Consider the following 26,995-nt stretch of genomic DNA (forward strand, 5'->3'; position numbering starts at 1 on the left):
CAACGACCGTTGGACTGGCCCGGCGGTGGCAACCGCCGCTCAGGGCTGCCGCCGCGCGTCCCGCAAGGCCGCCGCCAGCCCGGCGGCGTCATAGGGCTTCCGCAGGAGCACGGCCCCCTCCAGCGCATCCTGCGGCGCCACTTCCCGGCCCGTGGCGAAGACGATCCCCATCCCGGGCCAGGCAGCCCGCACCTCCTGGGCGAAGGCCCCGCCGGAAAGGCCGGGCAGGCCGAGATCGGTCACCACCACATCCGCCCCATGCGCGCGCAGATGCACCATCGCCGCCTCCGCGCTGCCGGCCTCGGCCACCTCATGGCCCTGCGCGCGCAGCATCTCCGCCGTCGTGGTGCGGATCAGCGGATCGTCCTCCACCAGCAGCAGGCGGCAAGGCGCGGAGGCGTGCGGGAGGCGCACCGGCGCCGCGGTGGCGCGCTGCGCGCCATTGGCCAGCACATGGCGCAGCTTCCGCGCCAGCGCCTCCCGGGTATAGGGCTTGGAGAGCAGCTCCACCCCGGCATCCAGCCGCCCGCCATGGACGATCGCGTTCTCGGTGTAGCCGGAGGTGAACAGCACGCCGAGGCCGGGCATCAGCTGCCGCGCGCGCCGCGCCAACTCCGGGCTCTTCAACGGCCCGGGCATGACCACGTCGGTGAACAGCAGGTCGATGGGGATCCCGCTCTCGATCACGGCCAGGGCGCTGGCCGCGTCATGCGCCTTCAGCACGCGGTAGCCGAGCTCGGCCAGCATCTCCACCACGGTGCCGCGCACGGCCTCGTCATCCTCGGCCACCAGGATCGTCTCGGTGCCGCCGGTCACCGGCCCGGCCTCGGGCGGCGCCACTGCCTCCTCGGCCGCCATGGCGCGGGGCAGGTACAGCTTCACCGTGGTGCCCTGCCCCACCTCCGAATAGATCTTCACATGGCCGCCGGACTGCTTGACGAAGCCATAGACCATGGAAAGGCCGAGGCCCGATCCCTTGCCCTCGGGCTTGGTGGAGAAGAAGGGCTCGAACACCATCGCCTGCACCGCAGGCGGCATGCCGCATCCCGTGTCGGTCACGGCGATCATCACGTATTCGCCGGCCTGCACCTCGGGATGGGCGCGGGCATAGGCCTCGTCGATCACGGCGTTCCCCGCCTCGATGGTCAGCCGGCCGGTGCCCTCCATGGCGTCCCGCGCGTTGATGGCGAGGTTCAGCAGGGCGTTCTCGACCTGGGTCGGGTCAACCAGCGCGTTCCACAACCCGCCCGCGATCACCGTCTCAATCTCGATCGCCTCGCCGATCGTCCGGCGCAGCATCTCCTCCATGCACAGGATCAGGCGCCCGGGATTCAGCACCTTCGGCTCCAGCGCCTGCCGCCGCCCGAAGGCGAGGAGCTGCGCGGCCAGCTTCGCACCGCGCGCGACGCCGGCCATGGCGCTGGCCAGCCGCCGTTCCGCCCGCTCGTTCCCCGCCACGTCGCGCGAGAGCAGCTGCAGGTTGCCCGAGACCACCTGGAGCAGGTTGTTGAAGTCATGCGCCACGCCACCGGTCAGCTTGCCGATGGATTCCATCTTCTGCGCCTGCTCCAGCGCGGCCTCCGCCTGCCGGCGCTCGGCGATCTCGGCGGCAACCCGCGCCTCCAGCGTCTCGTTCAGCTGGCGCAGCTGATCCTCGGCCCGGCGACGATGCCGCAGCTCGCGCTGGGAGGATTGGAACAGGCGCGCATTGTCGATGGCCACTGCCGCCTGGCCCGCGATGCCGAGGATGACCTTCTCATGCTCGGCCCGGAAGCGGTCAGGCTCCGGATGGCCGAAGAACAGCCCGCCCAGCACCTCGCCCGATCGGGAGATGACGGGGATGGCCAGATAGCTGCGAACGGGCAGATGCCCCTCCGGCATACCCATGAAGGGCGCGTTCTTCCCATAGCGCGGATCGGCGAGGATATCGTCCGAGCGGATCACGCCCGCACCCTTGAAGGTGGGCTCGAACACCGCGGTGGCGCGCGGCATGGGAAAGCGTTCGAAGGCGGAGCGCGGCACACCGGAAAGGGCATAGAGCATGTAGCTTCCGCCCCTTTCGTCGAGCACGTTGTAGAAAAAGGCGCCAAAGGCAGCGCCGGACAGTTCCACCCCCGCATCGGTCACGGTCTGCACCACGCGGTCCAGCTCCAGCTCGGCGGCGATGGCCGTGCCGGAGCGGTTCAGTACCTCCAATGCGTGCTTCTCGCGCCGCAACGCCTCCTCGGCATGCCGGATCCCGGTGACGTCCACGTTCACGCCGATCATGCCGAGGAACTCGCCCCCCGCACCGAAGCGCGGCTGGGCCTCGGTGCGCAGGATGCGCCACTCCCCGTCGTGGCGGCGGAAGCGCGCCTCGGTCTGGAAGGGCGTGTGGTCGCGCATGGCGGCCCGCCAGGGACCAGCCAGCGTCTCCACATCCTCGAGATGCAGGGTGGAGAACCAGTCGAACTGCTCCACCTCCTCCTCCCCCACGCCCCAGAAGGCGCGCTGGGCACGGTTGAGATAGATGCAGGAACCGGACGGCGTGCTCATCCACAGCTTGACCGGAGCGCGTTCCGCCACCAGCCGGAACCGGTCCTCGCTCTCGCGCAGCGCATCCACGGCGCGCTTCTGCCCCGTGACGTCATGGCCCTGGACGAAGATGCCGGTCACCGCCCCATCCTGCAGGATGGGCTGGTAAACGAAGTCGACGAAACGCTCCTCGGGTTCCCTGTCCGGGGATGGCATCAGCTGGATGGGATGCTGCCGGCCCATGAAGGGCTCGCCGGTCCGCCACACCTGGCCCAGCAGCCGCACGAAGCCCTGCCCCACCATCTCCGGCAGCGCATCCGCCACGCTGCGTCCCAGCACCGGGCGGTCTCCAACCAGGCGGAGATAGGCGGCATTGGCCATGGCGAAGCGATGCTCCGGCCCTTCCAGCAAGGCCATGAAGCCAGGCGCCTGCTCGAACAGGGCGCGCAGCCGCCGCCGCTCGGCATCGATCTGGGCGTTCGCCTCCTGCAGCGCCTGGGCGCGGCGGAGAAGATTGCTCTCGGCCTGCGTGGCCATGCCGGCGGCCTCGGCCCGGCGGGCGAGGCTCCGCAGCCGGCGGAGCTCGGTCACGTCCACCGTGTATTGCAGGACGAGCGCGACCTGCCCGTCCGGGCCCGGCAGCGGCGTATGGGTGGCGCTCCAGTAGCGTTCCTCGAACCCGCTCCCATCCGGCAGGGGGATGTCGTAGCGGATGAGCGGCAGGTGGTCCCGCTCCCCCGTCTCCAACACGCGCCGCAGCGAGGCGCGGAGAAGACGGTGGCTCTCCGAATCCGGGTCGCTCGGAAAAGCCTCGAAGATGTTGCGCCCGAGGATGTCCTCCCGGTGGCGCATCGTGGCGCGGAGATAGGCCTCGTTCATCTCCCTGATGACGAGGTCCGGATCCATCAGCACGTAGGGATTCGGCGATACACCGAACAGCGCCCTGAAATCGGTCAGGGGCACCGGGCCGCCCATGGGTTCGCGCCGGCCGGTGCCCCTGATCGATGCCAGGGCGCTGTCTGGAATGGAATTGTCCAAGGCGGATACCAGAGTGGAACGCGTGGCATATAGGGGCAGCCCTGCCCCCGCGCCAACCGCCTCCGCCTCGTCCTCCGCCTTTCTAACGCGCCGCGCGCGCGCGCCACGCCCCCCAGAGCCGCGGCCCGGACAGGGCCAGCACCGCCACCAGCAGGATCCCCAGCGAGATCGGGCGGGTGACGAAGGTGCTCCAGTCGCCCTGGCTGATGGTCAGCGCCTGGCGCAGCGCCTGCTCCGCCATCGGCCCCAGGATCATCCCGATCACCACCGGCGCGGTCGGAAAGTCGAAGCGCCGCATGAACATGGCGATGATGCCGATGCCGTAGAGCAGCACGAGATCGGTCACCGAGTTGCTGATCCCGTAGGTGCCGATCGTCGCGAAGACGAGGATGCCGGCATAGAGCTGCGGCGTCGGGATCTTCAGGATGCGCGCCCAGAGCCCGACCAGGGGCAGGTTGAGCACCACCAGCATGACATTGGCGATGTAGAGGCTGGCGATCAGCGTCCAGACCAGCACCGGCTGCTGCGTGAAGAGCAACGGCCCGGGCTGGATGCCATAGGACTGGAAGGCCGAGAGCATGATGGCCGCCGTGGCCGATGTGGGCAGGCCCAGCGTGAGCATCGGCACCAGCACGCCCGCCGCCGCCGCGTTGTTCGCCGCCTCCGGCCCCGCCACGCCCTCGATCGCGCCGGTGGTGCCGAATTCCCCGGCATGCTCTGGCTTCACCAGCTTCCGCTCGGCGTAATAGCTCAGCATGGTCGGCATCTCGGTGCCGCCCGCCGGCAGCACGCCGAAAGGAAAGCCGAGGAAGGAGCCGCGCAGCCAGGGACCGATGGAGCGGCGCCAGTCGCCCGCGCTCATCCAGAGCCGCCCGACCGGCCGCACCTCCTGGTTGCCCTCCACATGCCGCCAGGCCAGATGCAGCGTCTCGCCCACGGCGAAAAGCGCCACGGCCACCAGCACCACATTCACCCCATCCAGCAATTCGGGGATGCCGAAGGTCAGGCGCGGCTGTCCCGTCTGCAGGTCGATGCCCACGAGCCCCAGCATCAGCCCGAAGCCAAGGGAGGTGAGGCCGCGCAGCGCCGACCCGCCCAGCACCGCCGAAACGGTGACGAAGCAGAGCAGCATGAGGGAGAAATACTCAGCCGGGCCGAGCTTCAGCGCCACCTCCACCACCAGCGGCCCGACGAAGGAAATGCCGAGGGTACCGACCGTTCCGGCAACGAAGGACCCGATCGCCGCCGTAACCAGCGCGGGCCCGGCGCGGCCATGCCGGGCCATCTTCGCGCCTTCCAGCGCGGTGATGATCGAACCCGATTCACCCGGCGTGTTCAGCAGGATGGAGGTGGTGGAGCCACCATACATCGCGCCGTAGAACACCCCGCAGAACAGGATGAAGGCGCCGGTCGCCTCCACCTGGAAGGTCACGGGCAGCAGCAGCGCGATGGTCAGCGCCGGGCCGAGCCCGGGCAGCACGCCGATCGCGGTGCCCAGGAAGCAGCCCAGCAACGCCCATCCGAGATTGATGGGCGTGAGCGCGTTGCCGAAGCCCATGGCAAGGCCAGAGATCGCGTCCATCAGAGAAGTCCCTCCAGAACGCCCGCGCCGATATTCACGCCCAGCAACCGCGAGAAGCCGAGATAGGCGCCCAGCGTCACGGCGATTCCGATCGCCAGATCCCGCACCGGCCGGCGGGAGCCGAAGGCGGCGCAGACCAGCACGTACTGGATGGTGGCGGCGATGACGAAGCCGAGCCAGCCGATCAGCGCAACCTGCACCAGCAACCCCGCGCCGAGCAGCGCCAGCGCGCGCCAGTTGGTCGGCGGCGCCGCCATGGCCTCCTCGTTGTCGCGGCTCCAGCCGCCCCGCAGCGCCACGGCGGAAAGCCCGCCACCGAGCAGGACGAGGATCACCCCGACGAGATAGGGAACCGCCTTGGCCCCCACCTGGGCATAGAGCGGGGAATCAGGGATGGCGCAGGCCGCGTAGAGCGTCAGCGCCCCGAGCAGCATGACGAAAAGGCCTACGGCCAGGTCGGCGCCCGGCGTGCCGGCGGGCGCGATGGGTTGCTTCATGGAGGTTCCGTTCCCTGGCCCGCCCGGCATTCACCCCGGCAGCCCCGATCCGTGAATGGCATGGGCCCGGGGCCACGGGAAGCGGCGGGCGCGTGAAGCCTTCTCCACGCGCCCGCTGGCGGCCTCAGGCCAGGCCGATCTCCTTGAGCACGGCGGTGGTCGCCTCGATGTCACGCTTCAGGAACTCATCGAAGCCCTCGCCCGCCAGGAAGGCGTTCTCCCAGCCGCGCGTCTCCAGCAGCTGCTTCCAGGCGGGCAGGGCGTTCAGCTCGGTCGCGAAGCGGATGTGGTTGGCCCGGGCATCGGCGCTGATGCCCGGCGGCGCGAACAGGCCGCGCCAGTTGCCCAGCACGATGTCGATCCCGCTCTCCTTCAGCGTCGGCGCCTGCGGGTCGATCCGCTGCTCGCCGCTGGTGGCCAGCACGCGCATCCGGCCCGCCTTGATCTGCTCGGCGAACTCCGAATAGCCGGAGATGCCGGCCTTCACCTGGCCACCCAGGATGGCCGCCTGGGCCGGCCCGCCGCCGGCGAAGGCGACATAGGAGGCCTCGCGCGCATTGCGCCCGAGGGACTTGATCATCAGCCCCAGCAGGATGTGGTCGATGCCGCCCGCCGAGCCGCCACCCACGGCGACCGTCCCCGGATTGGCCTTCAGCGCATCCATCAGGCCCTTGATGTCGCGGATTTCGGAATTGGCCGGCACCACCACGGCCAGGGTCTCCTCCGTCAGCCGCGCGATGGGCGTGACGTCGCGGATGCCAACCGGGCTCTTGTTGGTCAGGGTGGCCCCGACCATCACGGCCCCGGCCACCATCAGCGCATCCGGCCGCCCGCGGCGCTGCGCCACGAAGCGCGGCAGCCCCACCGCGCCGCCGGCCCCGCCCACATTCTCGAACTGCATGGAGCCGACCAGCCCGGCCTGGCGGGCCACCTGCTCGATGGCGCGGCCCAGCCCGTCCCACCCGCCGCCAGGCGCCGCGGGGATGAACATGTTCAGGCTGGAATAGCGCTGGCTGCCCTGTGCCCGGGCGGCGGCACCCAGGAAAGGCAGGGCGGCGGCGCCGGCCAGGATCTGGCGGCGGCCGGGTGTGAAACGCGTCATGGCAATCGGTCCTCCCATGGACATTGCCCGTATCCTATCCGCGATCTGCCCGCCGCAGAATCCGGCACGGCATGGAATCCGCGACCCGCCGCGTGAAACCCGCGTCATGCCTCCTGGCTGCCCCACGCACTCTCGCGCCGCCGTGAAGGGTGGAACGTCGGGCAGAATGGCACCTGTGTCTTTCCTGCAATTGCGCCGTGGCTTTCATGCGACGATCCTGCCGCGAGCCCTCCGGACGGCCCGGCGGGGCGCGGGATCGGGGCATCTGGATGGGTTGGATCATCCCGAGGATCGGGGCGGCACTGGGCGCGGGGCTTGGATTTGCGGGCCTTCTGCTCGCGCCCATGCCAGCCCAGGCCCAGCCGCGCCCGAATCCCGAGCGCGAGGCGGTGGTGGCGAACGAGACCGGCCTGGCCGTCCGCGAGCTTTACATGGCCCCGGCCAGCGAAGCCGACCCGGGCCCGGACCGGCTGGGCGCCGACACCCTCCCGCCCGGCGGCAGCTTCCGGGTCCGGCTGGGGCGGAACCAGCCCTGCTCCTGGTCCCTTCGCGCCATCCTGGCCGATGAGACCATGGAGGAACGGCGCAACGTCGATCTCTGCCGCAGCACGCGCGTCCTCCTCGGGGACAGTTCCGTCCCTGCCCGCGAGGCATCCATCGTCAACGACACGGATCTGGACCTGCGGGAACTCTATGCCGCCCCGCCCGGCGCCGCCCGCGGCCCGGACCGGCTGGGGGCGGAGGTCGTTCCCTCCGGCCGCACCCACCGCCTGCGCCTCGGCCGCCGCCGGGACTGCCTCTTCGACATCACGGCGGTGATGATGGACGGCTCCGAGGTCTCTCGCCCGCGCGTGGATGTCTGCCGCACCCCCCGCGTCACCCTGGCTGATCCCAGCCATTCCTGGCGCGACGTGACCATCGCCAACCGCGCTGGCAGGCCGCTGCATGGCATGCATGTCGTCGCCGCCGGCCGCGGCGGGCCGCTCGACTCCGACGAGGGATGGAGCGTGGACCGCATGGGCGAGGAGCCCGCGCCCGATGGCAGCACCTTCCGCCTGCGCCTGCGCCTTCCGGGCTGCGAGGCCGATCTCCGCGCCGTCTATGAGGATGGCGCGGCGGAGGCGAAGCGCGGCGTGAACATCTGCACCACCAGCCCCGTGATCTTCGATGGCAGCGGCATCCCCCGCCCGCCCGAGCGCCCACTGACCATCGTGAACCGCCACGGCGCGCGGATTGACGAGATCTATGTCTCCTCCTCCTCGGAAGGAGACTGGGGGCCGGAACGCCTGCCCGGCGGGCTGGACCGGAACGAGAGCCGCATCCTCTCCGTGCCGGTGGACTGCGTGGCCGATATCCGCGTCGTCTTCCCCACCGGCGGCGCGGAGGAGCGGCGCGAGGTGAATATATGCCAGGTCGCCGCCATCGCGGTCCGCCCGGGCTGGACCATCGCCCAGCGCCTGGACGAGGGCGAGGAGGAGGATGACGGCCCACGGCCCGGCAGCGTCCGCCTGCGCAACACGGCCCGCCTGCCCATTATCGAGCTCTATATCGACCCGCCCAATGCCCCGCAGGGCGTGGACCGGCTGGGCGCCACCGTCCTTGGCGCCAATGAAACCCTGGATGTCGCCCCGCCCGATGGCGGCACCTGCCCCGCCCGCCTCACCGCCGTCTTCCGGGATGGGCGGGAGGTGACTCGCGACCCGATCGATCTCTGCGCCGGGATCGAGGTGCCCCTGCCATGATCCGCCCCCTCCGCCAGTTCCTCGCCCAGTTCCTCACCGGCCTGGCCTTGCTGGCCGCCCCCGGCCTCGCCCAGGCCCAGGCCCAGGCCCAGACTACGGCCCCGGTCCCTGCGCCTGAAGTGCCCGTCGCCGCCCCGCTGCGCGGTGCCTGGTTCCAGGGCGAATGCGCCAGTCCCTCGGCCATGCTGGCCCTTTCCGCCCGCGGCGCCGCCCGGGTGCCGTCCAGCGGCGCCGGGCGGCTGCTGCGCTTCACCGAGGCGCGTGGGATGGAGGGCGGCTGGATCGTCGCCACGGCCCGCGGCCCCGAAGCCCCGCGCCTGATGCTCCGCGCCGCAGGGGAGGCGCTGGAAACCGCGGAGCCCTCGAACAAGACCCGGGACGACCGGCTGCCCGGCGATGTCCCCATCCTGTCCTGGCGCCGCTGCCCCACCACGCCCCTGTCCTTCGCCGCCCAGGGCGAGGGCATCGCCTTCCTCGGCGCGGTGGAGGCGCTGGAGGCGGCCTGCGGCCCCGGTACGGGCAGCGTGGCGGAATGCGCCGCCACCCTCATCCGCACCGGCGATGTCTCGGGCGACAACATGCTCGGCACGGCCGAGCTGGCCCGGCTGTTCCGCGGCGCCACCTGGCTGCTCTCGATGCAGAGCGAGGCCTCGCCGGAAGTCTCGGGCCTCACCAACACCGCCGGGGCCATGGGCGGGGTGCTGGCGGCCCGGGTGATGATGGAGAGCCTGGACTACGACGGCGATGGCCGCCTCTCCGCGCGCGAGCTTCTGCAGGACCGCGGCACGCTCGCCACGGCCGGCGAGGAACGCGGGCGGCCCCTGGCGCTGGAGCGCCTTTCGGAGGGCGCGGCCCTGCTGCGGGGGGTCGTCGAGGGGCTTCTCGGGAGCGAATGAGCCAGGGGGCGCCAGCACTGTCCTAGCCGAAGCGCTGGGACAGTCCCCTCCGGATTCCTCCTGACTGTCCCTTCCCCGGCAGCCCCTACCTGGGACACCCTGGCTTCAAACAGAAGACAAGCCAGGGAAACGTCCATCATGCATCGCCGCACCCTTCTCGGCTCGGCCCTCGCCCTGCCGGCCCTTTCCGCCCATGCCCAGGGCACCGCCCAGGGCAACTGGCCCGAACGCGCCATCGCCCTGATCGAAGGCTATCCGCCGGGGGGCGTGACCGACCTCGCCTCCCGCGCCGTGGCCGAGCCCATGTCCCGCAATCTCGGCGTGCCCGTGGTGGTGGAGAACCGCCCGGGCGCGGCGACCTCCGTCGCCGCCACCTATGCCGCCCGCGCCCGGCCCGACGGCTACACGCTGGTGATGGGCACCACCACGCTCGCCATCAACCAGACCCTCCAGCCCAACCTGACCCCGAAGGAGCCGCTGAAGGAGCTGGAGCCGATCGGGATGGTGTTCCGCACCCCCTTCATCCTGCATGTCCATCCCTCCGTGCCCGCCAGCAACACGGCGGAGCTGATCGCCCACTGCAAGGCCAATCCGGGCAAGGTGCTCTTCGGCTCCCCCGGCACCGGCTCGGTCAGCCATCTCTGCCTGGAAATGTTCCGCGCCCGCGCCGAGATCGACATCGTGCATGTCCCCTATCGCGGCGGGGCGCCCGCCGCGCTCGACCTGCGCCAAGGCCGCATCCATGTGGTGTTCCAGGCGATCCAGGAGGCCGCGACGACGCTGGCCGATGGCGGCACCAAGGGCCTGGCCACCACCGCCAACGCGCCGCTGCCGAACTATCCGAACCTGCCGCCCGTCTCGAACACCCTGCCGGGCTTCGAGGTGTTCTTCTGGCAGGGCCTCTTCGCCCCCGCCGGAACGCCCGCCCCCGTCATCACCCGCGCCGCCACCGCCCTGCGCGCCGCGACCGAGGATTCCGCGCTGCGCGCCCGCCTGGCCGACCAGGGCGTGGAACTCGTCTCCGGCAATGCCACGGCCCTGCGCGAGGCGCTGGTTGGCGACACGAAGAAGTGGGGCGACGTGATCCGCGAGGGCAACATCAAGCTCGAATAGCGCCGGCCGAAGCCCCTTCCCGCCCACACCCGGACAAGACCATGAGCATCAGCAATCTCACCTCGCGCATCTCCGGCTTCCATCGCATGAGCACGGCGGAACGGCTGGAGGCGGTGGCCGCCTTCTCCGGCCTGGACGACGCCACCCGCGCCCAGCTCGCCGCGCCGGGCAATATCGACACGCATCTGGCCGACCACATGATCGAGAACGTGGTCGCCACGCTTTCCATCCCCATCGGCGTCGCCACCAACATGCGCGTCGATGGCAAGGACGTGCTGGTGCCGATGGCAACGGAGGAATCCTCCGTCGTTGCCGCGGTCTGCAACTCCGCGCGCCAGTGCTACGATGCCGGCGGCTTCACCACCTCCGTCTCCGGCAACCTGATGATCGCCCAGGTGCAGCTGGTCGGCGTGACGGATCCGGAGAATGCGCGGCTCCGCATCCTCGAGCGCCGCGACGAGATCGCCGCCATCTGCGACCGGTGCGATCCCATGCTCGTCCAGCTCGGCGGCGGCTTCCGGGACCTGGAGGTGCGCGTCGTGAATTCGCGCGGCGGGCCGATGGTGGTGACGCATCTCATCGTGGACACGCGCGATGCGATGGGCGCGAACACCGTCAACACCATGGCGGAGACCCTCGCCCCCTCCGTCGAATCCTGGACGGGCGGCAAGGTCTTCCTGCGCATCCTCTCCAACCTTGCCGACCGCCGCCTGGCCCGCGCGCGCGCCGTGTGGCCGGCGGAAGCCATCGGTGGCGAGGCGGTGCGGGACGGCATGATCAGCGCCTACCACTTCGCCGAGGCCGATCCCTACCGCGCCGCCACCCACAACAAGGGCATCATGAACGGCGTCTCCGCCGTGGTGCTCGCCACCGGCAACGATACCCGCGCGGTGGAGGCTGGCGCCCATGCCTATGCCGCCCGCAACGGCCGCTACACCAGCCTGACGAACTGGGAGGTCACGGCCGAAGGCCACCTCGCCGGCTCCATCGAGCTGCCCCTGCCGGTCGGCCTTGTCGGCGGCGCCACCAAGATCCATCCCACGGCGCGCGCCTGCCTGAAGATCCTCGGCGTCTCCACCGCCGCGGAGCTGGCGCGCATCATCGCCGCCGTCGGCCTCGCCCAGAACTTCGGCGCGATGAAGGCCCTGGCCACCACGGGCATCCAGAAGGGCCACATGGCGCTGCACGCCAACAACGTCGCCATCGCGGCCGGTGCCGTGGGCGAGGAGGTGGCGAAGCTGGCCGCCATCCTCGTGGAACGCCGGCAGGTGCGGCAGGATGTGGCGACGGTGGAGCTGGAGAGGATGCGGGCCGGCGTTGCCTAGGGCAGTGCCGGTGGTGCAGGGGCCATGTCAGAGATAGGCCCCGCTCCGCCGCCCCTCGCGGATCGATTCCTCGCTGAGATGCGCCCCGATCAGTTCCTCATGCTGCACGGTGCGCGTCTCGTTCAGGATCTTCCCGCGCTGGTTTCCTTCCAGCGTGCCGAAGCTGGAGAGATTCACGCGCCGGGGCTTGTCGTGCAGGATCACGCCCCATCCCTGCGCATTGCCGCGCACCCCCACCATGTCCCCGCTGCAGGAGGCGGCGATGGAGATGTTCTCCGCCTGCCCGCCGATCAGGATGCCCGCCATGCTGCCTGGCCGCATCACGCCGTTATCCCCCACCAAAAGCCCGGAAAGGGCCGCCCCCTTTCCCGCGGTGATGGACATGCCCTCGCGCGCATTGCCGTAGATGCGGCAGGCCGAAAGGGCCAGGTCGCCACGCCAGGCCCCGCCCGCCAGCAGCCCCGCGCCGCCGAGGGATGAGCCGAACCAGGAGGTGACGGCCTCGAACCCCTCGCCGGCCCAGAGCTCCACGCCGCCCTGCGCCGTGTGGTCCGTCTCCAGGTCCTGCGCGAAGGCCCACATGGGATAGGAGGCGCCGTCCGCCACGTCGTCTGCCATCGTGTAGCCGCGCCCGCCATTCAGCAGCGCCGCCTTGTCCACCTCCACCGAGTAGCTGTAGCTGTTGTGGTCGATCGCATCGTATTCCGGGCTCTCCGCCTCGGCGGAAACCATGTCGTCCACGATGCACCGGTAGAGTGCCCGGGCCTTGCTGGGGGCGAAGAAGCGCAGCCCCTTCCGCCCGCGCAGCTTCCGCAGTTGCAGCCGCCGGATCCGGTGCTCCGCGCCGCCGCCGACCAGCACGCCATCCGCCATGGCATGGATGAAGATGTTGTCCAGCTCGCAGAAGGCGGCGGAGGTGCCGTTCTCGTCCTCGATGGTGATGGCCGCGCCGGCCCGCATGCGGATCTCCTGTGGCGTGCCCCAATGGCCCGGGCGGATCATCATGTTCGAGATGGACATGTACTGGTTGCCCCGCAGCGCGAAGACGGTCGCCTTGTCCGGGTCCCCATGCCACTCCACGGTGCTGGCCCAGGGCGCCGAACCCCAGAAGCGCTGCCCGGCCAGGCCGAAGCGGATGGTGCGGTTCAGGCGCAGGGGCTGGCCCGATCCCGGATCGAAGAAGATCTGCCGCGCCCGCTGCGCCAGTTCCGTCAGCCGCGCCGTGTCCTCCTCCACCGAGCCGGAGGGCTTGATCACCTCGATGGTGCTGTCCGTGATGGGCATGCAGGCATTCTCCATGGCGGCCGCCGGGCGGGGCCACGCCCGGCATGACGCCCTTCGCCCGTTTCAGCGTTTAAGGCGGGACCGGGTTGGAGTGACGAAATGCGAGCAATGGTGGTGCGCGCCCCGGGCGGGCTGGACAGGCTGGAGCTGGCGGAGAGACCCGATCCCGGCGCCCCCGGCCCTGGCCAGATCCGGGTGGCCCTGCATGCCAGCACGCTGAACTACCATGACTTCGGCGTGGCCAATGGCCGGGCGCGGGCCGCGGATGGCCGGGTGCTCATGGCGGATGGTACCGGCGTCGTGGAAGCCGTGGGCGAAGGCGTGGCGGAATTCGCCCCCGGCGACCACGTGGTTTCCTGCTTCTTCCCGGACTGGCAGGCGGGCCCGCCGACCATCGCCGATTTCTCCCGCACGCCCGGCGACGGGATCGACGGCTTCGCGCAGGAGCATGTCGTGCTGCCCGCCACCGCCTTCACCCACGCCCCGCGCGGCTTCAGCCATGTGGAAGCCGCCACCATCACCACCGCCGGCCTCACCGCCTGGCGCGCCCTGGTGGTGGATGGCGCGCTCAGGCCGGGAGACACGGTGCTGGCCCTGGGCACCGGGGGCGTTTCCATCTTCGCGCTGCAGCTGGCGAAGATGATCGGCGCCCGCGTCATCATCACCTCTTACTCGGACGAGAAGCTGGAACGCGCCCGCGCCCTGGGCGCCGATGAGACCATCAACTACCGGCAGGTGGAAAACTGGGGCGCCCGCGTGCGCGAGATCACCGATGGGCGCGGCGTGGACCATGTGGTGGAGGTCGGCGGCCCCGGCACCCTGCCCCAATCCATCCAGGCCGTGCGCGTGGGCGGGCATATATCGCTCATCGGCGTGCTCACGGGCCGGGGCGGCGAGATTCCCACGGCCCTGTTGATGGCCAGGCAGGCGCGGTTGCAGGGCCTGATCGTGGGCAGCCGGCGCAACCAGCAGGATTTCGTCCGCGCCCTGGATGGCGGCGCCCTGCGCCCGGTGATCGACCGCATCTTCCCGCTGGAGCAACTGGCCGATGCCTTCCGCCACGAGGAATCCGGCAGTCATTTCGGCAAGATCGGCGTGGAGTGGTAGCGGCGGGGTTCAGCGCCCCGCCAGTTGCGCGCGCATGAAGGCCAGGAAGCGCGGGTCGCTGGCATGGGCCACGTTGATCCGCAGCATCGGCGGGTTGCCGCCCCGCTCCGGGCTGAACACGGATCCTGGCGCCAGGAAGATGCTCTGCGCCGCGGCCTCCCGCACGATCCTCGCCTCCTCCACGTCCTCGGGCAGGGGCGTCCACAGATAGAAGCCGCCGCCGGGCGGGCGGGGCGGGTTCAGCCCCGCCGCGCGCAGGTCGCGCAGCGCCGCGTCCGTCGCCCGCTCCACCCGGGCGCGCAGCCGCCGCAGGTGGCGCAGGTAATGCCCGCCCGCGATCAGCCCCGCCACCATCCGCTCGGCATATTGGGAGGTGGCGACCACGGTCAGCAGCTTCATATGCGCCAGCGCCGTCACCATCCCCGGCGAGGCCGCGACGAAGCCCACCCGCAGCGAGGCCGAGAGCGTCTTGGAAAAGGTGCCGACATGCAAGACCCGCCGCAGCCCATCCAGCGCCGCCAGCCGCGGCGCGGTGGCGGGCAGGAGATCGGCGAAGGGGTCGTCCTCCACGATCTGGAAGCCGTGCCGCTCCGCCATCTGCAGCAGCCCATGCGCCACCGCGGGGGAAAGCGTGCCGCCCGTGGGATTATGCGCGAGGGACTGGGTGAAGAAGGCCTTCGGCCGCGCGACGGCCAGCTTCGCCGCCAGATCCTCCAGGTCCGGCCCATCCGGCCGCCGCCGCACGCCCAGGATCCGCGCCCGCGCCAGGCGCAGCTTGCCGAAGAGCGGATAGTAGCCAGGGTCGTCCACCAGCACGGCATCGCCCGGCTCGATCATCTGGCGGATGATCAGGTCCAGCGCATGGTTCGCGCCCTGGGTCAGCAGCACCTGCTCCGGCGCGCAGGGAATGGCGCGCTCCTGCAGGGAAAGCGCGATCCGCTCCCGCAGCGGCGCATAGCCCCAGGCGCTGCCGTAGTCATGCGCCTCCCCGCGGCCGCCCAGCCGGGCCGCGCGCGCGAAATGCGCGCCCAGCTCGGATTCCTCCATCCAGGCCGGGGGCGGGCGCCCCTCGCCCGGGCGCACGGCGTAATGCGCCTCGGTCTGCTCCCGCAGCAGGGAGACGAGGTCCAGCGCCTCCGCCACATCCGGCGCCCGCCGCCGCACCGCACGCCTTGCGCCGGAGGCCACGAAGTACCCCGCTCCCCGCCGTGCCTCGAGATGGCCGGAAGCCACCAGCCGGTCATAGGCGCCGGCCAGGGTGTTCTTGGACACGCCATGCTCCCGCGCGGCATCCCGCACGGAGGCCAGGCGCTCCCCCGGCCGCAGCGCGCCGGATTCAATGGCCGCAGCCAGGCGCTCGACGATGCCGCCGGCCTTGCTCAAAGGATGGCGCCCTGCTCCAGCAACACGCGCCGCACCGCCCCTGCCCCCGGCGCGGCGCCCGATCCGGCCTGCAGGGCCGCGGCCACGCCGGCGGCCTGGCCGGTGGCGAAACCCGTGCCCATGACCCGGACGGAGCCATAGGCGGGCGCATCCGCCCCGATCACCCGCCCGCCGGCCCATAAATTATCCATGCCGTCGGGCCGGATCGCGTCCAGCGGCACGTCGAAAAACCCCTCCCCGCCCAGCGGGGTGAAGCTCGGGCGGCCGGGCTCCGCATGCACCTCCATGGGCCAGGCGGCGCGCGCGATCCCGGCCGGGTCGCGGCGCCCCGCCATCGCATCCGCCTCCGTCACCGGGCGGCGCGTGGCGAAGCGCCGTGTCTCGCGGATGCCGAATTGCGGGCCGGTCGCGATGATCCGTGCATTCTCGCAGCCCGGCTCCCCGCGCAACGCCGCCAGGCAGGTCCAGGCGATGCGCCGCCCCTCCATCTCGGCGGCGGTCAGGGAGGCGCTGCTCAGCCCATCCGTCGGCAGGTCGATGCAGGTCCACCAGGCCTCGTCCGGCGCCGCCATCTCCATGAAGACCCCGCCATCGGCGCGCACGCGCACGGCATCCTTCCGCCCCCCGGCCAGCATGGCATTTGCCCGGGCGGCGATCCGGGCCAGCGCCGGCTTTTCCGGCAGCACCGCCCGGGGCAACCCGCCCAGGCGAATGGGCAGGGAAGCCGCATTGCCCGGCCCGTCGCGCAGCGTGTCCACCATCATCGCGGCACCGCAGAGCGCGCCGAGGGCCGCCTCCCCGCTGGCATCCACGAAAGCCGCCGCCCGGAGGGGATGGGACCCGGCATGGTCGGTCAGCGTCATCCCGGCCAGCACGCCATCCCCGGCCTCCACCGCCGTCACCCGGGCATGCAGCGCCGGGGTCAGGCCAGGCACGCCGCCCACCAGCGCGTCCAGCGCCCGCTTCAGCGCCTCCGGCTCGAAGGTGACGATCCAGTTGCCGCTTCGGGAGCGGCGCGGGGCCGCGTCCACCCCCAGCCCGGCCAGCCCGCGCAGCACCTCCACCGCCACGCCGCCCACGGCCGGGCGCGCAACCGGCCCCTGCTGGAACAGCCCGCAATAGGCGAGCACATTCGCATTGGCGGCGGCGCCGCCCAGGAAGCCGTAGCGCTCCGCCAGCAGGGTGCGGGCCCCGGCCCGCGCGGCGCCGATGGCCGCGGCCACCCCGGCCGCGCCTCCCCCGGCCACGATCACGTCATAGGACGGTACATCTCTCATCCACCCAGTGTCGGACGTGGGCTGGCGGCGCGCTAGGCGCCCTGCGGCAGGCCGCGCGGGCGCATCAGCGCATAGAGCGCCAGGATGACCAGGAGCAGCGCGCCCGCCAGGGCCGGCGCCCGCCAGTCACCGGCGACAACCCGGTTCCCCAGCAGCGTCAGGCACACAACCGCCCCCAGGGCCGGCACGAAGGAGGGCACCTCGAAGCCCCCGCGCGCCTCGCCGGGGCGGCGCTGCAGCACCAGCAGCGCGGCATTCACCACGGTGAAGACGGCCAGCAGCAGCAGCACCGTGGCGGAGGCGAGCTGCCCGATATCCCCCGCCAGCACCAGCGCGACCAGCACGACCAGCAGCGCCCCGATCGCGATATGCGGCGTGCGCCTGCCCGGATGCACCCGGGCCAGCGGCGCCGGCAGCAGCCCGTCCCGCGCCATGCCGAAAACCAGGCGGGAGGCGGTGACGTAGTTCAGCAGCGCCGTGTTGGCCACGGCGAAGATCGTGATGGCCACATAGCCCCAGCCCGGGAACCAGGGCGCCGCCACCGCCGTGACCGCCGCCAGTGGCGAGGGCGCCTCGGCCAGCTCCCGGAACGGCACGACGGAGACAGCGGTGACGGCCACGGCCATGTAGAGCACGGTGGCCGCCAGCATGGCCCCGATGATGCCGAAGGGCACGGTGCGACGCGCGTCCTTGCACTCCTCCGCGACGTTCAGCGTGTCCTCGAAGCCGATGAAGGCGAAGAAGGTGAGGATGGCGCCGGAGAGGATGAGGGAAGCCGTGATCCCATCCGGGGAGGGCGTCTCCAGCAGGTCCACCCCGCCCCAATAGGGAATGCCGACCAGGATCACGAAGACCAGCCCCAGGAACTCCACCAGGGTGCAGACCACATTGGCCGCCATGCTTTCCCGGATGCCGCGGAACACCACCCCGGCCACCAGCAGCAGGAAGCCCAGCGCGACGATCAGCGGCGGCACGCCGATGGGAAACAGGGAGAGCAGGTTCACCGCCACCACGCGGGACTGCGTGGCCACCGATGTGAGGCCCGAGGCCATCACCGTCAGCCCCACCATCCAGGTGAGCAGCCGCATGCCGAAGGCCCGCTGGGTGACATAGGCCGCGCCCCCCGCCCGGGGATAGCGGGAGCCGAGCGAGGCATAGCTCAGCCCGGTGAGCAGCGCGGCCACCATGGCCACGGCGAAGCCGAGCCAGACCGCATTGCCCAGATTCCCCGCCGCGCGCCCCACCAGCCCGTAGATGCCCGCCCCGAGCATCCCGCCCAGCGTATAGGCAAAGAGCTGGAAGGGGCCGATGCTCCGCTGCAGCTCCGGCTGCCCAGCCGCCGGATTTCCGGTCTCCGCCATGCTGCCGCTCCATCGTGATGCGGAAGCAGCGTTCTTCCCGGCGCCCGGGTTGTCCAGCATTACCTGGCTTTCGGCAGGCCACCAGCCGGAACGGCGGCGCCTAGCCCGCCGGAAGGATGCCCCGGCCGGACAGCAGGCCGGCGGCCACGCCGCCGCCCATCCCCATGGCGCGGCGCGCGAAGAAGCCCTTCAGCCCCGGCATCCGGTCCACCGCCGCGATGCCCAGGCGCCGCGCGATGCGGATGGGCGCCAGGTCATTCCCGAACAGCCGCTCCAGCGCATGGGTGGCCCCCAGCATCACCAGGGAGTCCGGCCGCCGCGCCGCCTGATAGGCGGCCAGCAGCGCGGGGGAGCCCACATCCTGCCCCGCCGTCCTGGCCTCGATCACAAGCTCCGCCAGCGCCGCCACGTCCCGCAAGCCCACATTCAGCCCCTGGCCGGCAATGGGGTGGATGCCATGGGCCGCATCCCCCACCAGGGCCAGCCGCCGATCCACGAAGCGCATCGCCTGCAGGGCCGAGAGCGGATAGGACCAGCGCCCGCCCACCAGCTTCACCGCGCCCAGATGCCCACCCATGCGCCGCGTCACCTCGCGCGCGAAAGCCTCGGGCGGCATGGCCATGAAATAGGGGGCGAGGTCGCTACGCTCGGACCACACGATCGCCGAGGCATGGGGGAACCCCTCCCGCGCCGCCCGGGAGCGCTCACCCTCTCCTTCCGGGGAGGCATCGGCGAGCGGCAGCTGGGCGAAGGGCCCGTTGGGCAGGAAGGCCTCCAGCGCCGTGCCGTCATGCGGCCGCTCATGCGCGATGGCGCAGACGATGCCGGCGGTTCGGTAGTCCAGCCGCGTGGCGCCGATCCCGGCCTCTCCCCGCAGGGCGCTCCGCCGGCCCTCGGCCGAAACCGCCAGCCGCGCCCGGATCACACGCCCGTCTGAAAGCCGCGCCACCACCCCATCCGCCTGCCGGTCCAGCGTCACCGTCATGGGCGCCAGCACCTGGAGGTTGGGAAGGGCGGCCAGCCTTGCATTCAGCGCCACGCGGAGGGACCGGGCCTCCACCATCCAGCCGAAGGCCTCCTCCCCCATTTCCGCCGCATCGAAGCGCAGGCGCAGGCGGGAGGGGCGCTCGCCCGGGCGCCCGTCGGTCACGTCGATGCCGGTGATGGCGCAGGGCGTCTCCGGCAGCAGGTCCCACAGCCCGGCGGCGGAGAGCAGGTTGCGGCTGCCGGCGGCGATGGCATAGGCCCGGCCATCGAAGGCCGGCAGCTCCATCGGCGGCAGGGCCTGGGAATCCACCACGGCCACCGAAAGCCCGCCCGTGGCCAGGGTGGCCGCCAGGGTTCCCCCCGCCGGCCCCGCCCCGATCACCAGCACGTCCAGATCGGTTGCTTCGGCTTCGAGCGGCATCACGGGGAGATCCTGCATCACGGCGACGGGTTCTGCCCATGATTTGGGCAGCGCGCCAGATCCCGCCACCCCCGGCCCGTGTAACGCATCATCCAAGGGTGCCGAACTGCGATGGCACGCAACTCGCATCTACCCCCCTGTCCAAGCGGAGGAAGGGGGCCGCGACACGATGAAGTTGGTGATGGCGATCATCAAGCCGTTCAAGCTTGACGAGGTGCGCGAAGCGCTCACCCCGCTCGGCGTGCAGGGGCTGACCGTGACCGAGGTGAAGGGCTTCGGCCGGCAGAAGGGGCAGACGGAAATCTACCGCGGCGCCGAGTACCAGGTCTCCTTCCTTCCGAAGCTGAAGATCGAGGTGGCCGTGCCCGCGGAACTGGCGGACGCCGTGGTGGAGGCGATCGCCACCACCGCGCGCACCGGCAAGATCGGCGACGGCAAGGTCTTCGTGCTGGACCTGGAGCGCGCGCTCCGCATCCGCACCGGCGAGACCGACGCGGGGGCCCTGTGAGAGAGATGAAGAACAAGGACGTGACGATGCGACCCCAACTCCGCGGCTGGGCGGCCACCGCCGCTGCGGCCGCCATGCTGCTGGCCGGCCCCGCCATGGCGCAGGATGCCCCGGCCGCCGCCGAGGCCGTGGTGAACAGCGGCGACACCGCCTGGATGATGACCTCCACGGCGCTGGTCCTGATGATGACCGTCCCGGGCCTCGCGCTTTTCTACGCGGGCATGGTGCGCAAGAAGAACATCCTCGGCACGCTGATGCAGTCCTTCTCCATCGCCGCCCTGGCGACGGTGGTGTGGATGCTGGTGGGCTACAGCCTCGCCTTCGGCGAGGGCGGCGCCTATGTCGGCGATCTCTCGAAGATGCTGCTGCGCGGCGTGGCCGAGAACTGGGACCAGCCCTTCACCCTGGGCTCGGGCGACGCGGCGGTGGCCTTCACCATCCCCGAGACGGTCTTCGTCATGTTCCAGATGACCTTCGCGATCATCACGCCGGCCCTGATCACCGGCGCCTTCGCGGAGCGCATGAAGTTCTCCGCCATGGTGCTCTTCACCATCCTCTGGCTGATCGTGGTCTATGCCCCGATCGCCCATTGGGTGTGGCACCCGAATGGCTGGATCTTCGCCCTGGGCGCGCTGGACTTCGCCGGCGGCACGGTGGTGCACATCAACGCGGGCGTTGCGGGCCTGGTGGCCGCCATCGTCCTCGGCAAGCGCGTGGGCTACGGGCATGACAACATGTCGCCCTTCAACCTGGGCCTGGCCGTGATCGGCGCCTCGCTCCTCTGGGTGGGCTGGTTCGGCTTCAACGCGGGCTCGGCCGGCGCCGCCGGCGGCCGCGCGGGCATGGCCATGCTGGTCACGCAGGTGGCGGCTGGTATCGCGGCGCTGGCTTGGCTCTCCGCGGAGTGGATCGTGAAGGGCAAGCCCTCCGTGCTCGGCGCCATCTCCGGCGCGGTCGCGGGCCTCGTCGCCATCACCCCGGCCGCGGGCTTCGTGCTGCCCGTGCCGGCGCTGATCATCGGCCTGATCGCCGGCCTCACCGGCTTCTGGGGCGCCACCGCCCTGAAGCACTGGTGCGGCTACGACGACAGCCTGGACGCCTTCGGCGTGCATGGCCTGTGCGGCATCGTCGGCGCGCTGCTGACCGGCATCTTCGCCTATGGCCCGCTCTCCGCCACCACGGCGGCGCCGGAAGGCGTATCGGGCAGCATGGACCAGTTCATGATCCAGCTCTACGCGACGGTCGCGGTCTTCGTCTTCACCGCCATCGCCACCTGGATCCTGCTGAAGATCGTGGACGTGATCATCGGCCTGCGCGTGACCGAGGAAGACGAGCGCGAGGGCCTCGACGTCTCGCTGCACGGCGAGCGCCTCGGCTGATCGCGGCCCGTTCCCTGTCCTGAACCAAAGAGCCCCGGCGGAGCGATCCGCCGGGGCTTTTCGTTGCGGGGCTTTGCGCTGCTGGCCCCGGAGAGGGCTCTGCCCTCTCCGGACCTCGCCCGCCAAGGGCCTGAGGCCCTTGGAACCCCGTCTGGCTGCCGCGGATGCGATGCAGGACGGGGTCTTCTCCCCCATCCTGCCCTTGCAGTCGCCTCCGGTCATGGACCGGAGGCGCACCACCAGCCGAACCTCTCAAACTGATAGAAAAAGATGATGGTGAGGGGTCCGGGGAGAGGAAGAATTCCTTCTTCCTCTCCCCGGGAGCGCCACATCTATTGCGGCTGGAAGTTGCTCGCCTCCGCCGCCCGCCGGAAGCGGTCGATTTCGCTCATCTGGAATTCCCGCATCCGCTCCGGCCCGAAGGGCATGATTTCCGCCCCGTTCGCCTCGATGAAGCTTCGGCTGTCCGGCTGGGCCAGGGCTTTCTCCATTGCTTCGGACAGGGCGTTCACCCGCTGGTCCGGCGTGCGCGCATCCACCCAGAAGGCTGTCCAGCTGTAATGCACCGCCTCCGGGTAGCCGCTTTCGCGCAGCGTGGGCACCTCGGGCAGGTCGGGATGGCGCTGCTCGCCCGTCACGGCGAGGGCGCGTACCTCCCCGGATTTCGCGGTGGGGATGGAGCCGGTGGAATCGATCACCGCAAGTTCGATCCGCTGCCCCATCAGGTCCGTCAGGGTCTGCGCCAGCCCCCGGTAGAGCACTGTCTCGAAGGCAAAGCCCGCCTTGGAGGAGAACTGCGCGGCGGCGAGCTGATAGCCGACCGAATAGGTGCCGGACTGCACCGCAGGCTGCCGGCGCCCCCGCTCCTCCAGATCCGCCACGGTCCTCAGCGGGGAGCGGGGCGGCACCATGAACAGGGCCATGCTCCGCGTCATGCCCGAAATCGGGCGCAGGTCTTTCACGGGGTCATAGGGAAAGGTCCGGAGCGTCGCCAGATTGACGGCCATGGGCGTGTTGCTGCCCAGGAATAGCGTGTGCCCGTCCGGCGGATCGGATTGCAGGCTGCGTACCGCGATGGCGCCATCCGCGCCCGGCCGGTTCTCCACCACAACGGGCTGTCCGAGCAGCTCGGACAGCTTCTTGCCGAAGAAGCGCGAATACACGTCGGACCCGCTGCCCGCCGCGAAGGGCACCACGATGCGAAGCGCCCGGTTCGGGAAGTCCCCGCCCTGCGCGCGCCCGATCCGCGGCGCGGCCAGCAGGCCGAGCGAGGCAAGGGCCGCGCGGTTGATCCTCCGGCGCGTGGGCGGCGGAATGGGTTCGCTCTCCATGGTCGCTTCCTCCTGTTGCTGCCCCGTTTGGCCGGGGCTTGTGATGCGGAGTGCGCGGCCGGTGCCGTCAGGAGGCTGCTTCGCCCCCCGCTTCCACCTGCGCCCAGCGCTCGTAATGCTTGATGACCGAGACCAGGTCTTCGGGCCCCGAGCCCTGGGACATGGCGAAGGCGAGGAACTGCCGCGTCGCAGGCCCGATCCACATGGGCATGCCCAGCTTCTCCGCCTCGTCGAGGCAAAGCTTCACGTCCTTGTACATGAGCTCTGTGGTGAAGACCGTTGGGAAGCTCCGGTCCAGCACGGCGTTCGGCACGCGGTGCTCCGTGGCATAGGAGCGGCCGCTGGAGGCGTTGAGCACATCGATCATCACGCGCGTGTCGATGCCCGCCTTGGCGCCGAAGACCAGGCCCTCGCAGCAGGCCACGATGCTTGTCGCGGCCATCAGGTTGTTCACCACCTTCATGGTCTGCGCCTGCCCGGCCTCGGCACCGAGATAGAAGATCTTCTGCCCGATCTGCCGGAGCAGCGGCTCCACCGCCTCGAACAGATCGCGCGGGCCTGAGGTCATCACCGCCAGCGTGCCCTTGCGCGCGCCCGCCACCCCGCCGCTGACCGGCGCATCCAGAAGACGGATGCCGTGGCCGGCCAGCTCCTCCGCCACGCGGGCGGACATGGAGGCGCCGGTGGTGGAAAGATCGATCACGGCCTTCACCGCGCTTCCTCCGGCCACCCCGCTGGCCACCTGACGCACGATGGCTGGCGTGGGCAGGCTGAGGAACACCCACTCGCAGCGGGAGGCCACCTCCTCCGGACTGCCGGCGAGCTCCGCGCCGGCCTCGGCAAGCGCCGCGGCCGCGACAGGATTGATGTCATGCACCACGAGCCCATGCCCGTGCTCGGCGAGGCGACGCGCCATGACGCCGCCGATATTCCCCAGGCCGATAAAGCCGAGCCTCATGCGCCATTCCCCCGCGCGGGCGGCAGCCTGGCCGGGCGGGCACCCGGCAGGTGGAGGCAGCATCCAAGGACCGGCCCCCGGGAGGCCGGCACGGTGAGCGGTTCCTGGGCCATCCGGCCATTTCCTCCCGGCAGCTGCCTCGGCCGCCGCTATTTCATTGAATGAAAGTACGTTTCATCAACGCTAGGTTCGACATTCCCGTGGGTCAATGAGAATTCTCCGCCCAGGTTGCCGGCAGCCGGCGGGCAACCCCGGGAAGCCGGGGCGGTTAGGAGAGTTCCCGCTGCCACGGTGCCGCCGGATGCCTTCGGAACTCGAAACCCTCGCCAGTGTCGTCCGCGAAAGGCGCGCCATCCTCTTCGTGGGCGCGGGGCTTTCGATGACGGTCGGGCTGCCCTCATGGCGCCAGCTGATCGAGCATCTGGGCCAGGAGCTTGAACTGGGCACGGAGCTGGTGCTGGGCACCGACAGCACCTACCAGACGCTGGCCGAATACTACCGCCTGCGCAAAGGCAGCATCGGCCCGCTGCGCAGCTGGATGGACCGGAACTGGAGCGTTTCGGACGAAAAGGTTCGGGCCTCGCGCCTGCACGAGATCGTCGTGCAGCTGGACTTCCCCATCATCTACACCACGAATTACGACGCCAACCTGGAGACCGCCTTTCGCGTGCATGGGCGGGACTACGTGAAGATCGCCAACACGCGCGACATCGCCAAGGCCAACCAGGGCGTTACCCAGATCATCAAGTTCCATGGCGATTTCGACGACGACCAGTCGCTGGTGATCGCGGAAACCGATTACCTGAACCGCCTCAGCTTCACCTCCCCGTTGGACATCAAGCTCTGGGCGGACGCGCTGGGCCGCACGCTCCTGTTCATCGGCTACAGCATGTCGGACCTGAACATCCGGCTGCTGCTGCACAGGCTGGCCCAGATCTGGAAGGAATCCGGCCATGAGAAGGACCGGCCCTGCCCCTTCGTCTTCATGTCCCGCCGCAACGAGGTGCAGGAGGCCGTGCTGGGCCAATGGGGCATCAACGTCATCACCGGCGCGGAGGAAGATCCCCAGGCTTCCCTGGCGAACTTCCTGGAAGAACTCGTCCGCCGCGTGCAGGCGCCGGGCTGAAGCCTCCCGCGGCTCCGGGGCCGGATGTCAGGTGCGGGCCGCGAAAGCCTCGACGAGCTTCGTCGGCCCCGACACGATCAGCAGGTCGCCAGGCCTGATGGTGGTTTCCGGCCGCGCATAGGTGAAGTCGGTTTTCGGCCGCTTCACCCCCACCACGGTCACGCCGTACTTGCTGCGCAGGGCGCATTCGGCCAGCGTCCGGCCCTCGGCCTCGCGCGGGGCGCGCGTCTTGCCGATGGCGAAGCCATCGTCGAACTCGATGAAGTCGATCATCTTGCCGGTGACCAGATGCGCCACACGCTCCCCCATCGCGGCCTCGGGATAGACCACGTGATGGGCGCCGGTGCGCTCCAGGATCCGGCCATGCCTGGAGCCGTTCGCCTTCGCCCAGATCTCCCGCACGCCGAGCTCGTTGAGCGCGAGCACGGTGAGCACGCTTGCCTCCAGATCGCTGCCGATCCCCACCACGGCCCGCGCGAACTCGTGCACGCCGAGGCGGCGCAGCGTCTCGGTACTTGTGGCGTCCGCCTGGACCACATGGGTCAGCCGGTCCGCCCAGGACTGGACGAGATGGGCATCCTCGTCGATGCCGAGGACCTCGTGGCCGAGATGGATGAGCGATTCCGCCAGGGCGCTGCCGAAGCGGCCAAGGCCGATGACGACGACCCCGTCTTCCGCGGAAGAAGTGTTGCTAGCCAACGATGGGGCGCTCCTCTGGGTAACGATAGGGCCTCTGCCGGCTGCGCAGCGCCAGGCCGGTCGCGACGGTGATGGTACCGACACGGCCGAGGAACATCAGCACGATCAGCACCGTCTGACCGGCCGGCGGCAGGTCATCGGTGAAGCCGGTGGACAGGCCGACCGTGGCAAAGGCCGAGATGGCCTCGAACAGCACGACCTCCAGGGGAAGGGTGCTCACGCTGAGGAGGACGAGCGTTGCGATGGCAAGCGTGCCGACGGCCAGGAGGAGCACGGTCAGCGCCTGTCGCTGGACGCCGCGCGGGATCCGCCGCCCGAAGGCGGTGACATCGGGCTCCCCGCGGATCTCGGCCCAGACCACGAAGCAGAGCACGAGGAAGGTGGTCACCTTGATGCCGCCGGCAGTTCCGGCGCTGCCGCCGCCGATCAGCATCAGGCCATAGGTGATGGAAATCGTCTCCGGCCGCATCTGCCCCACATCGACGGCATTGAACCCCATCGACCGCGTCGCGACGGAGTGGAAGACCGCCCCGAGCAGCTTTCCCGCGGGATCGAAGGGCCCGAGGGTGCTCGGATTGCCCCATTCATAGGCCAGGACCGCCACCGCCCCTCCCAGGAGGAGCACGGCGGAGCCGAGCAGCGTGGCCTTGGTATGGACCGACCAACGGGCAGCCTGGCGCGGCATCTGCCGCAGCTCGTGGAGGACGGGAAAGCCGATCCCGCCGATGCTCGCCGCGATCATGATCGGGGCCAGGATCAGCGGATCGAGCGCGAAGCCCATGACGCTGTCGGAAAAGGTCGAGAAGCCGGCATTATTGAAGGCCGACATCGCGTGATACAGGCCGTTCCAGACCGCCTCCCCCCAGCCCTGCCCATGGCCGAGGCGCAGCCGCAGCGTCAGGATGGCGGCGACGGCCAGCTCGACCGTGATCGTCACGAGCAGGACCAGCCGCAGCACCGCCGCGATATCGCCAAGGGCAAGGCCGCGTGTCTCAGCCTGGGCAAGCAGGCGGGTGCTGAGCTGCAGCCGCCGGGACACAAGAAGGCCAAGCAGCGTGGCCCCGGTCATGATCCCGAAGCCGCCGACCTGGAACAGGACCAGGATCACCACCTGCCCGAACACCGACCAATAGACGGGCGTGTCCACCACGATGAGACCGGTGACGCAGACCGCCGAGGTGGCGGTGAACAGCGCGGTCAGGAACGAGGCCGCGCCCTCCCCGCTGCGGGACACGGGGAGCATGAGCAGGACGGTGCCGAGCGCGATGGCCAGGAGGAAGGCCAGCGGCACCAGCCGGGCCGGGTGCTGAAGCGTGCGCAACAAGCCGTTCCCCTCGATCTTTCCATGCGCGCCCAGGGCCACGC

Annotated in this window: 21 protein-coding genes; 8 read left to right on the top strand and 13 right to left on the bottom strand. The window is 70.6% G+C overall.

The features are described 5' to 3' along the window. Positions 1–39: 39 nt before the first annotated feature. From J8J14_RS17385 to J8J14_RS17400, 4 genes are all read right to left on the bottom strand, one after another. Positions 40–3,489, bottom strand: coding sequence for a PAS domain-containing protein (locus J8J14_RS17385; RefSeq protein WP_209380813.1), 3,450 nt, complete (start codon positions 3,487–3,489; stop codon positions 40–42). A gap of 145 nt (positions 3,490–3,634) precedes the next feature. Next, a complete protein-coding gene (locus tag J8J14_RS17390; RefSeq protein WP_209380814.1) occupies positions 3,635–5,134 on the bottom strand; it encodes a tripartite tricarboxylate transporter permease in 1,500 nt (499 codons plus the stop codon). Then, positions 5,134–5,631: a tripartite tricarboxylate transporter TctB family protein gene (locus tag J8J14_RS17395; protein WP_209380815.1), complete on the bottom strand. Its 498-nt coding sequence runs from the start codon at positions 5,629–5,631 to the stop codon at positions 5,134–5,136. Before J8J14_RS17395 ends, J8J14_RS17390 begins: the two co-directional genes overlap by 1 nt. Before the next feature lie 124 nt (positions 5,632–5,755). Next, positions 5,756–6,733, bottom strand: coding sequence for a Bug family tripartite tricarboxylate transporter substrate binding protein (locus J8J14_RS17400; protein ID WP_209380816.1), 978 nt, complete (start codon positions 6,731–6,733; stop codon positions 5,756–5,758). Positions 6,734–7,002: 269 nt separating this feature from the next. Here J8J14_RS17400 and J8J14_RS17405 point away from each other — a divergent pair, with 269 nt between their 5' ends. From J8J14_RS17405 to J8J14_RS17420, 4 genes are all read left to right on the top strand, one after another. Further along, positions 7,003–8,475, top strand: coding sequence for a hypothetical protein (locus tag J8J14_RS17405; RefSeq protein WP_209380817.1), 1,473 nt, complete (start codon positions 7,003–7,005; stop codon positions 8,473–8,475). Continuing rightward, positions 8,472–9,371, top strand: a complete 900-nt coding sequence (locus tag J8J14_RS17410) for a hypothetical protein (protein WP_209380818.1) — start codon at positions 8,472–8,474, stop codon at positions 9,369–9,371. Before J8J14_RS17405 ends, J8J14_RS17410 begins: the two co-directional genes overlap by 4 nt. A gap of 138 nt (positions 9,372–9,509) precedes the next feature. Further along, complete coding sequence (locus J8J14_RS17415; protein ID WP_209380819.1) at positions 9,510–10,484, top strand: Bug family tripartite tricarboxylate transporter substrate binding protein; 975 nt, start codon at positions 9,510–9,512, stop codon at positions 10,482–10,484. A 41-nt stretch (positions 10,485–10,525) separates the two neighbouring features. Next, a complete protein-coding gene (locus J8J14_RS17420) occupies positions 10,526–11,809 on the top strand; it encodes a hydroxymethylglutaryl-CoA reductase, degradative (protein ID WP_209380820.1) in 1,284 nt (427 codons plus the stop codon). A gap of 27 nt (positions 11,810–11,836) precedes the next feature. On the opposite strand, the gene J8J14_RS17425 is transcribed toward J8J14_RS17420, so the two are convergent. Further along, entirely contained in the window at positions 11,837–13,093 is a 1,257-nt protein-coding gene (locus J8J14_RS17425; protein WP_209380821.1) for a hypothetical protein, read from the bottom strand. A 108-nt stretch (positions 13,094–13,201) separates the two neighbouring features. Here J8J14_RS17425 and J8J14_RS17430 point away from each other — a divergent pair, with 108 nt between their 5' ends. Beyond that, positions 13,202–14,200, top strand: a complete 999-nt coding sequence (locus tag J8J14_RS17430) for a zinc-dependent alcohol dehydrogenase family protein (RefSeq protein WP_245215906.1) — start codon at positions 13,202–13,204, stop codon at positions 14,198–14,200. Between the two features lie 9 nt (positions 14,201–14,209). Here the strand turns inward: J8J14_RS17430 and J8J14_RS17435 are convergent, their stop codons facing one another. From J8J14_RS17435 to J8J14_RS17450, 4 genes are all read right to left on the bottom strand, one after another. Continuing rightward, positions 14,210–15,583 carry an aminotransferase-like domain-containing protein gene (locus J8J14_RS17435; RefSeq protein ID WP_209380823.1) on the bottom strand — a complete coding sequence of 458 codons (1,374 nt, stop codon included), beginning with the start codon at positions 15,581–15,583 and terminating at the stop codon, positions 14,210–14,212. Next, complete coding sequence (locus tag J8J14_RS17440; protein WP_209380824.1) at positions 15,580–16,860, bottom strand: FAD-dependent oxidoreductase; 1,281 nt, start codon at positions 16,858–16,860, stop codon at positions 15,580–15,582. The genes J8J14_RS17435 and J8J14_RS17440 overlap by 4 nt, the downstream gene beginning before the upstream one ends. A gap of 32 nt (positions 16,861–16,892) precedes the next feature. Further along, entirely contained in the window at positions 16,893–18,221 is a 1,329-nt protein-coding gene (locus J8J14_RS17445; protein ID WP_209380825.1) for an APC family permease, read from the bottom strand. Positions 18,222–18,321: 100 nt separating this feature from the next. Next, on the bottom strand, positions 18,322–19,647 hold the full coding sequence (locus J8J14_RS17450; RefSeq protein ID WP_209380826.1) for a UbiH/UbiF/VisC/COQ6 family ubiquinone biosynthesis hydroxylase: 1,326 nt from the start codon (positions 19,645–19,647) through the stop codon (positions 18,322–18,324). Positions 19,648–19,798: 151 nt separating this feature from the next. Between J8J14_RS17450 and J8J14_RS17455 the strand changes: the two genes are divergently transcribed. Next, positions 19,799–20,137, top strand: a complete 339-nt coding sequence (locus J8J14_RS17455) for a P-II family nitrogen regulator (protein ID WP_073134667.1) — start codon at positions 19,799–19,801, stop codon at positions 20,135–20,137. 26 nt (positions 20,138–20,163) lie between these two features. Beyond that, complete coding sequence (locus J8J14_RS17460; protein WP_408896234.1) at positions 20,164–21,516, top strand: ammonium transporter; 1,353 nt, start codon at positions 20,164–20,166, stop codon at positions 21,514–21,516. A 332-nt stretch (positions 21,517–21,848) separates the two neighbouring features. On the opposite strand, the gene J8J14_RS17465 is transcribed toward J8J14_RS17460, so the two are convergent. Both J8J14_RS17465 and J8J14_RS17470 read right to left on the bottom strand, forming a co-directional pair. Then, a complete protein-coding gene (locus J8J14_RS17465; RefSeq protein WP_209380828.1) occupies positions 21,849–22,847 on the bottom strand; it encodes a Bug family tripartite tricarboxylate transporter substrate binding protein in 999 nt (332 codons plus the stop codon). Positions 22,848–22,914: 67 nt separating this feature from the next. Continuing rightward, positions 22,915–23,805: an NAD(P)-dependent oxidoreductase gene (locus J8J14_RS17470; RefSeq protein ID WP_209380829.1), complete on the bottom strand. Its 891-nt coding sequence runs from the start codon at positions 23,803–23,805 to the stop codon at positions 22,915–22,917. Between the two features lie 301 nt (positions 23,806–24,106). Between J8J14_RS17470 and J8J14_RS25500 the strand changes: the two genes are divergently transcribed. Then, a complete protein-coding gene (locus J8J14_RS25500; protein WP_209380830.1) occupies positions 24,107–24,931 on the top strand; it encodes an SIR2 family NAD-dependent protein deacylase in 825 nt (274 codons plus the stop codon). Between the two features lie 27 nt (positions 24,932–24,958). Here the strand turns inward: J8J14_RS25500 and J8J14_RS17480 are convergent, their stop codons facing one another. Together J8J14_RS17480 and J8J14_RS17485 are read right to left on the bottom strand one after the other, a co-directional pair. After that, positions 24,959–25,630: a potassium channel family protein gene (locus J8J14_RS17480; RefSeq protein ID WP_209380831.1), complete on the bottom strand. Its 672-nt coding sequence runs from the start codon at positions 25,628–25,630 to the stop codon at positions 24,959–24,961. Next, entirely contained in the window at positions 25,623–26,954 is a 1,332-nt protein-coding gene (locus J8J14_RS17485; RefSeq protein WP_245215907.1) for a TrkH family potassium uptake protein, read from the bottom strand. Before J8J14_RS17485 ends, J8J14_RS17480 begins: the two co-directional genes overlap by 8 nt. Positions 26,955–26,995: the final 41 nt, after the last annotated feature.

Origin of the sequence: Pararoseomonas baculiformis, from assembly GCF_017813395.1 — a bacterium.
Classification (GTDB): domain Bacteria; phylum Pseudomonadota; class Alphaproteobacteria; order Acetobacterales; family Acetobacteraceae; genus Roseomonas; species Roseomonas baculiformis.